General features: G+C 51.9%; 14 protein-coding genes and 2 tRNA genes. 8 read left to right on the top strand and 8 right to left on the bottom strand.

Features of this window, described 5'->3' with window-relative positions:
• The first annotated feature begins 34 nt into the window (after positions 1-34).
• Entirely contained in the window at positions 35-667 is a 633-nt protein-coding gene (locus AAGJ81_07385) for a hypothetical protein (GenBank protein ID MEM0965950.1), read from the top strand.
• 49 nt (positions 668-716) lie between these two features.
• Here AAGJ81_07385 and AAGJ81_07380 read toward each other — a convergent pair whose 3' ends face one another.
• On the bottom strand, positions 717-2453 hold the full coding sequence (locus AAGJ81_07380; GenBank protein ID MEM0965949.1) for a hypothetical protein: 1737 nt from the start codon (positions 2451-2453) through the stop codon (positions 717-719).
• A gap of 75 nt (positions 2454-2528) precedes the next feature.
• Here AAGJ81_07380 and AAGJ81_07375 point away from each other — a divergent pair.
• Positions 2529-2613: transfer RNA gene (locus tag AAGJ81_07375), tRNA-Leu, on the top strand.
• Between the two features lie 614 nt (positions 2614-3227).
• Here AAGJ81_07375 and AAGJ81_07370 read toward each other — a convergent pair.
• Positions 3228-3506: an RNA-binding protein gene (locus tag AAGJ81_07370; GenBank protein MEM0965948.1), complete on the bottom strand. Its 279-nt coding sequence runs from the start codon at positions 3504-3506 to the stop codon at positions 3228-3230.
• A gap of 371 nt (positions 3507-3877) precedes the next feature.
• Here AAGJ81_07370 and AAGJ81_07365 point away from each other — a divergent pair, with 371 nt between their 5' ends.
• A complete protein-coding gene (locus AAGJ81_07365) occupies positions 3878-4276 on the top strand; it encodes a hypothetical protein (protein MEM0965947.1) in 399 nt (132 codons plus the stop codon).
• Positions 4277-4296: 20 nt separating this feature from the next.
• On the opposite strand, the gene AAGJ81_07360 is transcribed toward AAGJ81_07365, so the two are convergent.
• On the bottom strand, positions 4297-4761 hold the full coding sequence (locus AAGJ81_07360; GenBank protein ID MEM0965946.1) for a cupin domain-containing protein: 465 nt from the start codon (positions 4759-4761) through the stop codon (positions 4297-4299).
• Positions 4762-4820: 59 nt separating this feature from the next.
• Here AAGJ81_07360 and AAGJ81_07355 point away from each other — a divergent pair, with 59 nt between their 5' ends.
• The 3 genes from AAGJ81_07355 to AAGJ81_07345 all read left to right on the top strand — a co-directional run bounded on the left by AAGJ81_07355 (position 4821) and on the right by AAGJ81_07345 (position 6847).
• Positions 4821-5468: a LysM peptidoglycan-binding domain-containing protein gene (locus AAGJ81_07355; GenBank protein ID MEM0965945.1), complete on the top strand. Its 648-nt coding sequence runs from the start codon at positions 4821-4823 to the stop codon at positions 5466-5468.
• A gap of 42 nt (positions 5469-5510) precedes the next feature.
• Positions 5511-6470: a ParB/RepB/Spo0J family partition protein gene (locus AAGJ81_07350; GenBank protein ID MEM0965944.1), complete on the top strand. Its 960-nt coding sequence runs from the start codon at positions 5511-5513 to the stop codon at positions 6468-6470.
• 301 nt (positions 6471-6771) lie between these two features.
• Positions 6772-6847 (top strand) — tRNA-Gly (locus AAGJ81_07345).
• Between the two features lie 2 nt (positions 6848-6849).
• Here the strand turns inward: AAGJ81_07345 and AAGJ81_07340 are convergent.
• Positions 6850-7896: a quinone-dependent dihydroorotate dehydrogenase gene (locus tag AAGJ81_07340; GenBank protein MEM0965943.1), complete on the bottom strand. Its 1047-nt coding sequence runs from the start codon at positions 7894-7896 to the stop codon at positions 6850-6852.
• Positions 7897-7996: 100 nt separating this feature from the next.
• Here AAGJ81_07340 and AAGJ81_07335 point away from each other — a divergent pair, with 100 nt between their 5' ends.
• Complete coding sequence (locus AAGJ81_07335) at positions 7997-8695, top strand: hypothetical protein (GenBank protein ID MEM0965942.1); 699 nt, start codon at positions 7997-7999, stop codon at positions 8693-8695.
• A gap of 9 nt (positions 8696-8704) precedes the next feature.
• Positions 8705-9097, top strand: a complete 393-nt coding sequence (locus AAGJ81_07330) for a hypothetical protein (GenBank protein MEM0965941.1) — start codon at positions 8705-8707, stop codon at positions 9095-9097.
• Positions 9098-9115: 18 nt separating this feature from the next.
• Here the strand turns inward: AAGJ81_07330 and AAGJ81_07325 are convergent, their stop codons facing one another.
• The 4 genes from AAGJ81_07325 to AAGJ81_07310 all read right to left on the bottom strand — a co-directional run bounded on the left by AAGJ81_07325 (position 9116) and on the right by AAGJ81_07310 (position 12822).
• A complete protein-coding gene (locus tag AAGJ81_07325) occupies positions 9116-9940 on the bottom strand; it encodes a sugar transferase (GenBank protein MEM0965940.1) in 825 nt (274 codons plus the stop codon).
• Between the two features lie 324 nt (positions 9941-10264).
• Positions 10265-11029, bottom strand: coding sequence for a hypothetical protein (locus AAGJ81_07320; GenBank protein ID MEM0965939.1), 765 nt, complete (start codon positions 11027-11029; stop codon positions 10265-10267).
• A gap of 138 nt (positions 11030-11167) precedes the next feature.
• Entirely contained in the window at positions 11168-11965 is a 798-nt protein-coding gene (locus AAGJ81_07315) for an ABC transporter permease subunit (protein MEM0965938.1), read from the bottom strand.
• Positions 11962-12822 carry an ABC transporter ATP-binding protein gene (locus AAGJ81_07310; protein MEM0965937.1) on the bottom strand — a complete coding sequence of 287 codons (861 nt, stop codon included), beginning with the start codon at positions 12820-12822 and terminating at the stop codon, positions 11962-11964. The genes AAGJ81_07315 and AAGJ81_07310 overlap by 4 nt, the downstream gene beginning before the upstream one ends.
• Positions 12823-13476 lie beyond the last annotated feature (654 nt).

Genomic DNA, 13476 nt, shown 5'->3' with positions numbered 1-13476 from the left:
TCATTTCAGAGACGCTTAAAAACTCTCGATCCCTGTGGACGGCCTCCTCGAAATACTTCTGCCGCTGATTTTCTTCGCGGTTTACTTTCTCTCCAGCTTTTTGGGAAAAAAGGGTGAGAGCGAGGAGGGTGCGCCAAAGAAGAAAGAGGACGTTCCCGATGATCTTAGAAAGATTCGTGAGGAGCTGAAACGGAGGATTGCCGAGCGGCGACAAAAATCAGGCCAACCTCAAGCATCAGGTGCGCCCGCGCAAGGCGCACGTGAACCAGAGCGAGGTGGAGCGGTCCTTCGTGAGAGCAGGGAAAGGCGCTCGATGACCGCAGAAAGAGAAATCGCTCCTCCACTCCAACCAGTCGAGCAAACTCTTACCCCGCAAACCAAAGCCCCTTCCTACGAACAAAATCTGGAAAACCAGTTGGAGGAAGTGCGCCGCTCCCAAGAGCGGGTGGAAGCCGCAAGACTCGAGGCGCAGAAGAGGAGTAAAGTGATTCAGAAAGTAGCTACCAGAAGGAACTCGAATCGGACTTCATCGAGCTACCGCCAGTTTTTAAAGGAAGCCCTGGAGGACCCGGAAAGCCTGCAAAAGAGCTTCATCCTTTACGAAGTCTTCGGGACTCCGGTCGGAATGCGCCAAAATGGGCAGATGAAACAGAGCTGGGACTGGTAGTTCGTTCACAGACAAAGCGAAGCCGTTTCACCGGTTAGGAAACCAGCTGCTAGCCCGCGTTCTTAGACTCTCCTGTTGACGGATCAGGATGAGTTTCTAGTGGAGTGGTCTCAGGCTCCTCACCAGCGTTTTCCACTGGGCTCTTGTGCTGAGAAGCTGAACTTGGGCCGTCCTCGATGGAATGGATATCCAAAGATCCGCCACCGTACTCATAAACATACCCCTCGGTTTTCAGCCACTTTAAATCGATCTTCCACTGATTCTCAGCGTTCTCACCCTCAGCACCCCGTTTCTCTTTCAGTTTCTCAGGGAGATCCTTGAGAAGGATGCCCGGACTTTTCTCCAAGACCGATATGATCTCGTTCACCGAATCCGCAAAAACGGCATCACGCGGCCGTGACTTCCGCCGAACAGGGGCTACGTAGCTGATACCCTTTTTTCCTTTCTTAAAGATGAAGAATTTCGCCTTCCTAAGCTTCATCCGAACGTTATTTGCCGTATCGAGAGGAAAACGCTTCTGCCTTTCCACGTACTCAAGAAATGATTTACGGATTTCGCTATCCGCTGCTTCACTCAGTGACCGTCCGGGAATCCTTGCCTGACGGGTCTCTCTCGCCAAATCCTGTCGCTTCGTGCGAACTATGAATGCAATCGCGGACTCGCGGGAATCGAAAACGGTCTGTTCGTCCACGTCATGCGTCACTTCTTCTCTAACCGGATCTCCTGTCTGAGGCTGGTCTTGAGCGACCGGCTTTTCCTCCGTTTCAGAAGCCTCGGCTTCTGTAGAAGAATTCGGAGGCTCACTGCCTTTACCTTCACTGGGATCGAATCCTTCGGAAGAGCCGGTCTTGTTCTCTTCGAGGAGAGAAGAGGAATCCACCTGAGGAGACTGATTTTCCGAGTCGATTGCCGGTTTCCGAAGCCGTAAAACGACTCTCCGACTCATCGATTGGAGCCACTCTTGCACCCTTTCGGGATCATTTTCCGCCCGCAGTCCTTTCTCCACCCTTTCCAGAGGAGTGTTCGAGCAGTTCAGACGATGATGTTCCTGAAGCATCGGCCCAAAACGATGGTAGCTTCTTGGGGGAAGTAGTTTGCCTGTAATGCTGCAGCGAAGAACTGAGGAGAAGTTTCCTTTCGGTGCCTCTACCTCCTCTTCGGACTCTTCAAAAATCGTCGGGAGGATGAGATTCGCAGCGTGGGTCAAAGCTGCGGCCTCTTCTCGAAAGATCTGTCTGTCTGGCAGGCACTCGTATAAAGGCGGAGCATCGTCAGAGAGAGGAGTGACCACCACGACCATCCGATCTGCCTTGTCCAGAATGAGGCGGCTAATCTCAAAGAGCTCATAGACCTTTAGGCTGGAGCGAATCGATTGTGTCAGAAGGTCGAAAGGTTCATCCTCCGGGTAAATCGAAAATTGAACTACCGGTTCGAAAGGTTCAGGTCGCAAGTTGGGCCGTCGAGCAGAACGCTCCTTTCGGTTACCGCCTTCTGTTCGGTGAGCGGGTCTCCGATCCCTTGGCTGACCTCCTGAAGATCTTGGTCGCCCATTCCGATCCTTCGGTTCATTCGTCTTGGAAACAGACTGGCTTACGGAGGTCGACCACTGAGGCGTAAATTCCAATCCGCGAAGCTCTTCGAGATTGAGAGCCTTAGACTTTTCGGAAGAAGGTTTGGATGAATCTGCCATAGAAAAAGCCGGATCAAAAAGATCCAACGTGAAGGGAAACACTAAGGAACGGCGACTATCCTCACCGTCACTGACCCTGTCAAATCGTCGGGGCACTCAAAAAATGACAATCTGGAAACATTAGGGTTGAATCGATCCGTTCAAAAACCGTATCACAGACGATTCCCAACCGCTCGGGTGGTGGAATTGGTAGACACGCACGCTTGAGGGGCGTGTGGCGCAAGCCGTGCGGGTTCAAGTCCCGCCTCGAGCACCAGCCTTCGTCCGATCCTTCGGCTCGGCACTACGGCTGGCCTCGCCACCACTATTCCGACTAAGATGAATCCGACTACCTCTCGAGACGAAGGCTGTCCGCCGAAGTGCCGCGACGAAGTCGAGGACGGAGGAGGACCAACGGCACTCTGGTATGTCTACGTTTTACAATCGACCAAAAAACCTATCGAGACATACGTGGGATACTCGCGCCAGCCACTGGCCAGATTATCAAAGCACAACCGGGGTGAAAACAAGAGTAAAGCTCGGTACATGCCATGGAAATTAGTTTCGATTATCGGATTTCCCAGCCAGAAGAAAGCTGAAGATTTTGAAAAGTACCTTAAATCTGGTTCGGGGAGAGCATTTAGAAAAAAACACTTACAATAATTGACCTTCGTCCGATCCTTCGGCTCGGCACTTCCTCCTCCGCCAAGGCTTAGGCGGACAGAGACGGCTGGCTTCGCCAACCACCATTTCGACTAAAATGAAATCTACTACCTCTCCAGACGAAGGCTGTCCGCCGAAGGGCCGCGACGAAGTCGAGGACGAAGGAGGAAATTAAAAAGGCCCGCCGAGGCGGGCCTTTTTTAAAAGCGAGTATGGGGTATTCCCGACTTACCGTCGGCCCCGGCCTCCTCCACCGCTTCGTTCCTCACGAGGACGCGCTTCGTTGATTTTTAACGCACGGCCACCGACTTCCTGCCCGTTCAGAGCTTCGATTGCCGCATGCGCTTCGTCCGCGTTGTTCATTGTCACAAAACCGAAGCCACGAGGGCGCCCGGTCTCACGGTCAGTGATCAGGTAAACCCTTTCAACTGCTCCGTATTCTCCGAAGAGCTGTTCCAGCTCTGTCCCATCCATGCTGTAGGGAAGATTTCCCACGTATATGTCCACTGTATTCCTTGTCTGATTGAACGCCGGTTGTAGAGAGGACCAGACAGAAACGGCGTGCTTCCTGAACCGGTCGTTGTTGCCTCGTCGAAGGATGAATTTGTCTCAGCGGAGATAGTGCAACCTGCGACGAAAATCTGAAAGCTAAAGTGTAGCCAGGGTCCCCAAGGAGCCCGCTTTTTCGATGATGACTGGTTCTAGGTAAATTAGTTGGAAGGAGCCGGATGCGATGCGCTCGTCCGACCAGATGTTGCAGTGTCGGAGCAAGTGGGAAGAGGCCGAAGACGTCAATCCCCAAAAACAACGTCCAACAATTGTTCTCGGTTCCCTATTTTCCCCTTCATTTGGTCCGAAACCCGCTCCATTGTCTTTCTATGAGCAACGAACCTCCACCTCCAAACGAATCGTCCGAGACACAACCGAGCACGGATACAACCTCAGAGGCAACAGTAGCCACATCCAGCTACGATCCTAAAGTCATTGGCATCGTTGCCTACATCACGCTCATCGGATGGATTGTCGCGTTAATTATGAATAATCCCAAGAGCGACTTCGGATCGTTCCACCTTCGCCAGGCTCTCGGCATCTGGCTGCTCGGCCTCGTGTCTGCTTTCGTTTTTATCGTTCCCATTCTTGGGTGGATTGCTGGTATGGTCGGCTACCTCGCTGCGTTCGTCTTTTGGATTCTAGGCCTCATTAGCGCTATCCAGGGAGAGAAAAAGCTGGTCCCCTTGATTGGAGAAAAAGCGCAGGAATGGTTCAAAGCGCTTTAGGATGAACCCCTACCAGAGACTTAGAGAAACCGTTCGAAACCGCCAATCGCTTGGATCGCTTTTCGACATTCGTCACAAGAGTCCAAAAGCCTGAAATCCTCAAACTCGAAGCCAGGGCCCACTGTGCATCCGACCAAGACGGCTTCACCAATGAGCTCTGCAGCTTGCCAAAAACCCTTCCGAACCACGTAGCAGTGGGGATAGTCAGGCCCTCCCAAACACGAGGTCCGAATCTGATCACTCCCCTCTTCCCATTCATGGAGAAGGAGTTTCTTTCCTTCATAAAGATGCCAAATTTCATCGCTTTCCACCCTATGGAAGCGACTGATCTCCCCTGCTGAAAGGGAAAAGTAAATGTGGGAGATCGCTCGTCTCTCTGTCCGTCCGTCAAAAGGCAATACCCTCTCGTCCGAGCGATGAATTTCCCGATAGACACCACCCTCCGGATGCTCCTTCAATCGCAAAGTGCTCCTCCAGCCCGGCATTTGGCAAGATTTTCATGCAACTCTGGACCTGTAAATAGCGAAACAATCCTCTTCCGGTCTTGCCAGAAATTGCCGATGAAATCACTCTCCCATCCATGTTTTCTCAGCGTCCGTTTTGCTTTGCCGTCCTCTCCCTGCTTTTTCCATTGGTTCTCTTTTCGCAGAGCACTACCAGTGATCTTCGTAAGCAAGTGGCTAGTCTCTCTCAAGACGTCAGTGCGCTTCAGGGACTCCTTGGAAGCCTGCGAATTGAAGTAGAGGACTTGAGACGCCAAAATCGACAACTTCAGGACGCGATCAGCCGTATGGCCGCCGCTCGCGCCGGAGACGCCGATATCCTCCGCCAGGTAGACGCTCGGATCGCTTCTTTGAAGGCAGAACTGCTGAAAGAAGACGCGGATAGTCGGCGTGAAGTCATCGCATCGGTAAAAAAACAAATCGATTCGCTGGCCTCACAAGTGGAGGAGGCTCTAAAGAAGACTTTAAGAGATTCTACTCCCCGTGCAGCAGCACCACCGCAACGGTCTTTCAGTGATGAGTATCCAACAAATGGAATCATGTATTTGGTTAAACCCGGAGACACCATCAGTGAAATCGCCAGCACAAATAAAAGTCGAGTGAATTGGATCCGCGACGCCAACAAAATCGCCGATGCCTCCCGCGACTTGAGGGCAGGAGACACGATTTTCGTTCCCCAGGCTGAGTGAACAAGACGTTGCACTCTCTACAGCAAGCTCTTCAATAGAAGGATGGCTAAAGCAAAGCCCAGGCTTGGAAGAGGTCTCAGCGGAATCTTGTCGAGTGGCTCAACGGAGAACTCGCCCACTGGGCAGGAAAGCGAATCGACGTCGGCTGGGGAGATCAACGTCGCGAAACCAGTCAAAGCGTCGCCTCCCAAACGACCTTTGCCTCCGGCACGCGGATATCAGGAAGTCCTTGTAAGTGAAGTTGTGCGCAGTCCTTACCAGCCAAGGAAGGAGATCCCCGCTGAGAAACTCGAAGATTTAGCAAAGAGTATTCAATCCGAGGGCTTGCTTCAACCGATCGTAGTCCGACCTTCCGGTGATGGATACGAATTGATTGCTGGAGAGCGGAGACTCAGGGCCTTTGAACTGTTGGATCTGCCAAAAATTCCCGCAAGGGTCATGCAAATCGGCGACGCGTCTTCTGCCGCCCTTGCCCTGATCGAGAATCTTCAGAGGGAACAATTGAATCCAGTAGAAGAGGCGCTCGGCTTTTCGAGTCTCATGAAGGATTTTGACCTCACTCAGGAGCAAACCGCTGAACGGGTTGGAAAGGGACGGACAACAGTCGCCAATTCGCTGCGACTCCTGCAGCTGAATCCGGAAATTCAGGGCTATCTTGGGAAAGGATTACTCTCAACCGGACATGCTAAAGTACTTCTAGGAATCGAGGACTCTTCCCTCCGCGGACTGATGGCGAGAAGAATCCTCAAGGAAGGTTTGAGCGTTCGCGATACAGAGAATCAGGTAAAGCGCCTAAAAGTCCGAAAGGCTGGAGGCACGAGTCCAACAGTCATTTCTTCCGGCGAGAACCAATCCGCGATCGAGGCTTTACAAAAAGATCTTGAGCACCATTTGCGCGCACCGATTCAGGTAAAACAGAACGGCAAGAGCGGTAGGATCGTAATCCAGTTCCAGGGAAACGACGATCTGGAGCGAATCTTGCAAACAATCGGGTTAAGGTAGGGAGTGCCGGGCGAACACTCCGGCCAGCGGTCCACGAGGACGTAGTCCCTCCCGCAGAATCAACGAACATCAATTCTCCATTTGGCCCGCTGATGGGTTACAATCAACTCTACGGTGTACTCCATATGGATTTTATCTTAATCTTAATCGTACTCATAATTCTATTTCCTGCGATTAAGATTATGAGCACGATTACGATTAAGAAGAAAACCCTGCAAAAAAACTGCACCCCCCCGCCTTGATGACCGTTTTTTTCTGGATTGACGAACTACAGGGAATCCCTCTTTTCTGTTCGTTTGACGCGAGCGTAGCTCAGTTGGTAGAGCACCACCTTGCCAAGGTGGATGTCGAGAGTTCGAACCTCTTCGCTCGCTCCAAATCACCAAAGGGAGCCGTAAAGACGAAGGGCTTTGGCGAGTTCCTTCGCGAAAAACGGTCCGCGATAGACCCACCCTGTGTATACCTGTATCAGGTGGGCCCCTGCATCGAGTTTTTCTCCGGCCGAGGCGGCATCCATAATCCCACCGACTCCGATCAAAGGCATACGGCCGCGAGTCTCCTGACCGATAAAACGTACCACTTCCGTTGCGCGGTGGCCGATAGGGCGACCGGAAAGTCCACCTTCTTGATAACGTCCACCTGAGAGTCCGTCACGGCCGAGGCTTGTATTCGCTGCGACGATTCCATCCGCACCGCACTCCTCAATTACCTCAAGAATTTCTCCGATCTGGTGGAAGTTTAAGTCGGGAGCGATCTTCACAAAAATCGGCGGGCCTTTGTCATCCCCACTCTCGTTTGCGGCCAACACTTCACCCAAAAGCTCACCCAGGAAACCCTTCGCCTGGAGATCTCTCAGACTCGGTGTGTTGGGACTGCTGACGTTCACCGTGAAGTAATCGGCATACTCCCTCAGATGACGCAAACAGGCCGTGTAGTCGTCCGCCGCTTGCCTGAGGGGCGTATCCCGGTTTTTCCCGATGTTGATGCCCACGACACACGATCTGGAGCCCTTGGCAGGGAGACGTCTCAGGCGATCCGCCATCGCCTCCATCCCTCCATTGTTGAATCCCATGCGGTTAATCAGAGCTTCCTCAGCAGGGTAGCGAAAGAGACGAGGGCGCGGATTTCCCGGCTGCGGTTTTGGGGTGACCGTTCCCACCTCTACGTGGCCAAAGCCCGTCGCCGCAGTGCCTAGAACAAACTCCGCATCCTTGTCCATCCCAGCGGCTAATCCCACCCGATTCGGAAACTCGATCCCCGCAACCACCACTGGTTTCAAACCTCCCTGGTTTCGCTTGGTCATGAACCGAGTCAAAGGTCCAAGACTTCCGCCTAGACGAAGAGCACTTCGACCAAGACTGTGAGCTTTTTCTGGATCCAGTTGAAAGATGAGAGGCCTCACCAATTTTTCGTAGAAGATATCCATTCGATCCCAGCAGCAGTTCAGCCATCCGATTCGGAAAGAATGGTTTCGGCAATCACTTTTGTGTTTGCATCCACGATAAAATTAATACGTCCAATTAATAATGTCACAGGCCAATCCAAAATTGAACTGGTGTATCGCCCGCCTCGGTAAAGACCTCAACTGGTGGGTGCAGGAGATCAGCGATGATATCCACTGGGATGTCGACGGACTCGGGATAATCGATCCTCGACAGATCGCTCATGTGATCGACCTTCTGGAACCTCTTCAGGAGTATAACCTTGATCCCCAGCTCTTTGAGAACGCTTTCTTCGGTTTTTCTATCGATAAAGAGGTCAAGGAAGGGCAGGTCCGTCTAATCCGGATGAGAACCTCCCTACTAGAAGCAGACGAGCCGGTGTTCGCTCTCCCGGATGTGATTGACGAAGAGAAAGGACCCTACGCTGATTTTATTGACCATATCACCCGGCTCAGGGTGAGAATGTTGAACGACCTTATAGAATTCAGCCAAAACCTAACCGTCGAAGAGCTGGAAGAGGAAATCCGGGAACAGCAAAACAGTGACTTACTGGAAGGTCGAGCGACTCACTCCTTCCAAGAGCTCACTTCTATTCTCGAGTATGTGCCCGAAGGTTACGAGTTGGAAGCGGACGAAGAGACCAAGAGTAGTTCCGAGGAGGAAGCGGTAAAGGATGGCTTTGACGAGCTGGAGAGTAGTGAAGAAGAGTCCATCGAGGAAGATGACACCATGCGCTGGGACGAGGAAGAAGAGGACGAGGAAGAGGAGAAGCCAAAGGAGTAAGTTCCCTTCGTGGACTATTTGGCAGATATCGACTTCGTCGAGCAAGTTTGGGCTGAATCCCTGGATGGGAAGACCGGCGAAGCCCGCAAATTCGCTGAGGCTAACAGTCGTTCCTCATTCGCAATCAGTGTTCCGACCAGCATCCGCCTACTTGCCTCATCCGGAGCCGAAAGTGAGGAGATCGTGGAGCGCTTTCTGAAGGCTTTTCCAGTCATCGGATTCGATGAGTCTTTGATCGCTAGAGCGGCAGCTTTTTTTCGCAGTCACGACGTGCCTTTGGAGACCGCAATCGAGGCGGCTGTCGCCAAAAACCATGGCCTTAAGATCTTAACCGGTTCCCCAAGCCGCTACTCGGCACTAAAGGGAATCTCGGTCGTGAACTTTCGGGATAGCGATGATTGAACGGCGGTGAGTCGGTACTCACTGCTTTGTGATTGAGTTCGAAGCCTTGCGATCCGAGTTCGGGCAATCCAAGTCTGATCCCATGAACTCTTCCATCGTAACATGTTTACTCGCGTTTATACCTCTGCGCTGAAACACACGGACGATAGTCAGAATGAGTATTTTTAGGTCGAGCCGCAAAGACACGTGATCCACGTACCAAACGTCCATCGCAAATCGTTCTTCCCATTCTACCTCATTTCGACCGTTGATCTGGGCCCATCCAGTGATTCCCGGGCGAACCTCCATCCGTCTCGCCTGCTCCTCTGTGTAACGATCCACGTAGGAAGGCAACAGCGGCCTCGGACCCACTAGACTCATCTTCCCAGAGACCACGTGAAACAGTTCCGGAATCTCATCCAGGCTGCTTGTCCGAAGAAAACGCCCGAACTTTCCCAGCCGTTGTTCATCCGACAAAACGGCCCCGTCCTTGTCACGCTTCTCCGCCATCGACCGAAACTTCACGAATCGAAAAAGCTCGCCCCTGATTCCCGGACGCTCCTGAAAAAAGAAAATCGGTCTTCCCAGAACAGCAAAAACTGCGCAAACCACGCAGACAAATAGGGGGATGAGAGCGACTAGAAGCACCGCTCCCAAGACTAAATCGAAAAGGCGCTTACCAAAACGTTGATAGATCATAGAATCCTCTCTGAGTACAGTTAGAGCTTTCCTAAGTTCAACAATCGGGACACCTGAACGAGATTCATAATCATAATCGTAATCGTAATCGCTTCGTGCTTCAGGAAATAGTCGAAAGATGTCAGGATTTCTGGTGGGTTGATCCGTATTTCTCCGGCTCTTCATGGACCCGGCTCTGTGAAGTGCTCCGAATTAGACCAAAAAGCATGGAAACAATGCGGACTGGATAAAAACCGTCCCTCCACTGGATCGACCTAGATTTAGGAATACTCCGTCCAGAGCCAAGCTCGGTTTTTAAGCAAAATCCAAATCAAAGCAATTGATCAAGGAGCCATATCAAATCGATAACGATTAAGCGTAGGATTACGATTAGGAGGTTGATGTGCCATTCCCGTTCCTACCCTCGTTGCCCTTTACAAAGACTTGCATCCTCTGTCTTTAACCGGATCTGTCGCAACCGTGATCGCCTAGGCGGTAATACTGGCATCCTTATACCCCGTCTGACGAACCGGACGGAAGGGGCGCATTAGCTTCCCCCCTTGGATCCCGCCCCTCTGCTATGTCCTCTAAATATCCTTCCATAATCGCATACTGCCCGGGACTATCTTCAGGATTCATTTTGGCCAAAACCTGCTCCAACCACTCTTTTGCCTCTCGAGTTCGTCCAAGATCCAACAATATTACGGCTCTCAGGCGCGCGTACAAGGCTCGATGATCCGGTTTTTCGTAAGCGATTTCATAATACTCTTGGGCTTCCTCAGGCTCATCCAAAACCGTCCAGTAGATGCGTGCTTTCTCGGCGGGAATTGCCGAGGACTCAGGGATAAACTCAGACGCCTCGCTCAGTAAATCTAATCCACGTTCTGCTTGTTGTCGGCGTATTCGCTTTTCCACCGAAGGAGGGGCCCGCTTATCCCGGCCCATCCTCCAAACCGGCATATCATACACAATCATCCGAGCCGTCTCGACCCAGAAATAAGGATAGTTCGGCTGCAGCCGGGTGACTGCTCTTGCCGTTGTCTCAGTCAAGCCATGATTCTTCTCCTGCCAGTAGTAATTCGCCCGCAGCCAGAGAAAATCCGCAGCCAATGCCCGCAAGCCACCGAGCGATCCTATCAAGACCGACTGCCCGAGACCATCTAGTTGGCTGAGGTCCTGCGCAGGCGGCTCAATCGCAGTCCGCAGAGGAACTGTCACTGCTCCCACAAGAAAGCTGATCAAAATGAGGACAAGTAGAGGGGGGAAACGCCACATAACCTCTTAAATCGAAATCGCGATCGAAATCATGTCTTGTAACCCAGGACCATCACAAAAAGGCAGGTGAAACTTTCGATTTCGATAGCGATTTGGATTTCGAATCTGAATCTGAGAAACGTCCCCTATCATCATACTCTACAACTCCCGCTTCTGGAAAAAACCGACCGCGATTCCCAAATACGCCACTGAATAGATTGCCGCATATCCAAGCACCTTCCAATAAGCCGGATCAAGAGACGGCTCGTTGAAGATCCTGAAATCGGGGAGGGCATAGGCGAAGAAAAACGCCAATGATCGCGAAAATAGGGTCTCTCCCTCCTGGTAAAAATCGACCGCCAGGTGGACCAAATGGGAGGCGAAGAACAGGGCGAATCCCATGGAGACCGTGTAACTAAACGACTGAGCAAAAGAGGCTACCGCAAATACCATACTGGCGAGGACGAAGAATTTGAAGACTTGGAAGAGGCCTGCTACCCATGCCTCCCCAAGAACGCCCTCCAGTGTCGCTCGATTGATCGAGGGATCATCCGTCAATGTTTGGCTTCGCCACCAGAGCAATGCACTCAGCAAGAGGAGCATCCCAAAAACGAAGACGAGAATCGGCGCAAGGGTTCCCAAGAACTTTCCGACCAAAAACTGGGACCGCGTCACAGGCCTCGCCAGAATCGGCAGAACCGTGCGCTGCTCGATCTCGCGAAAAAAGAGCTGGGCCCCGAGGGTAACGACCAAAATCGACCCGAACAACGAAATCGCCCCCTGCCCAAGATCGTTGATAAAGCGAATCTCCGCGGATCCAAAATGGAAATCGGTCAGAAAAAGCGACGCACCGATCAGCCCAGCCGCCAATAGACCGAAGATGGTAAACACCCGAGATAGCACCACCTCGGTCCAAGTATGCCGCGCGATCAGCCAAAGAGATTTAAGCCCCTTCATGAACCGCCCTCCCGATCGCCCTCCCGGACCAAATTCACAAACACCTCTTCCAAAGATCGTGCTGACTCTCTCCCCTCTTCCACGGACAAGCCCTCCTCCTCCGCTAGGCTGCGAGCGCGAGCAAGATCGTTAGAATTGCGGTAAACCAGAGAGGGCTTTTCGCGGCTGTCCTGAAGGAGGGACTCCATCGTCCCCTCAGCGAGCATTTTCCCACGATGAAGGATGGCCACGCGATCGCAGACCGTCTCCACCTGACTGAGAAGGTGAGAACACAAGAGCACCGTCTTACCCTCCGATTTCAGCAAACGGATCATATCGGTAATTTGCCTCGCCCCGATTGGATCTACCCCAGCCGTTGGCTCATCCAGAATGATCAAATCAGGATCATGAACCAACGCCTGCGCCAGGCCCAAACGCTGCAGCATCCCCTTCGAGTAGGTGCGGATCGGTCGCTTCTCTGCACCTTGCAGGCCAACCGTCTCGATCACCTTTTCGGTCCGCTTGTCCAAGTCGGCCCCTAACAGCCCAGAAAACCGGCCCATCGATTTCACCAAATTCTCCCCTGATAGGTAGCCGTAGAAGAAAGGAGCTTCCGGAACATATCCAATCCGCTTCCGCGACTCAGGAACCGAAGTCTTCCCACCGAAGACCAGGCACTCCCCTGAAGTCGGCCGCACCAGGTCGAGACAAATCTTGATCGTCGTGCTTTTGCCCGAACCATTCGGCCCAAGAAGGCCAAAGACCTCCCCTTGTCGTACCTCCAAATCCAATCCCTCGAGGGCGGTCACCGAAGAAATTCGAACCGCCCCGCTGCGAAACACCTTCCGGAGCTTTTTCAAGGTAATCGCACTTTCCATTGGTAAAAACGCTATCATCCCTCAGGAACTCAGGAAAAGCAGAAATCGATAAAGAGTGAGACCATTTCACCCGATCAGAGAGGAAATCTTTTCCCCTCCCCTCATATGGAACATTCCTGTCAATCCACGCAGTAGAGGTTCGCATGAATGAACATCGATGAAGACGATGATTGCTTCTCCATTTTTCTCTTAATCGTACTCGTAATCATAATCCTAATCGAAGATGCACAATCTGCTTTCCAACTCTGGTTTTAGAAACGGAAAGATCGGCTTCCTCGATCACTCCTTTTGAAGGACCACTCCCTAACAAAGCCGATTAAGATTATGAGCACGATTAGGATTACGATCGAGATCCTGAAATATCCATGTCAATCCATGCAAAAGTTCGTGGCATGGATGAACATGGATACACGCGGATGAGAGAATCGAAATCGAAATCGAATACTGACAGAGCCGATTAAGATTAAGACTGGGATTCCACAATCCTGAGAATCCATGCAAAAATCTTTCGGTAATCACTCCGAATCGGAGTCCCGGCCAAGTTGACAAATATCGGACCTGAAAAGCCTTATTGGTTTCGGTGGGACCGGGATCAAAACTGGACCGCTACGGCTTTCTGGTTTCGGACGTGTCCTCCAAAGCTCTCTAATACTC

Source organism: Verrucomicrobiota bacterium (assembly GCA_038744685.1).
GTDB lineage: Bacteria > Verrucomicrobiota > Verrucomicrobiia > Opitutales > Puniceicoccaceae > Puniceicoccus.
The sequence above is the reverse complement of the archived record's forward strand: the minus strand, read 5'-3'. Positions and strand labels throughout refer to the sequence as shown.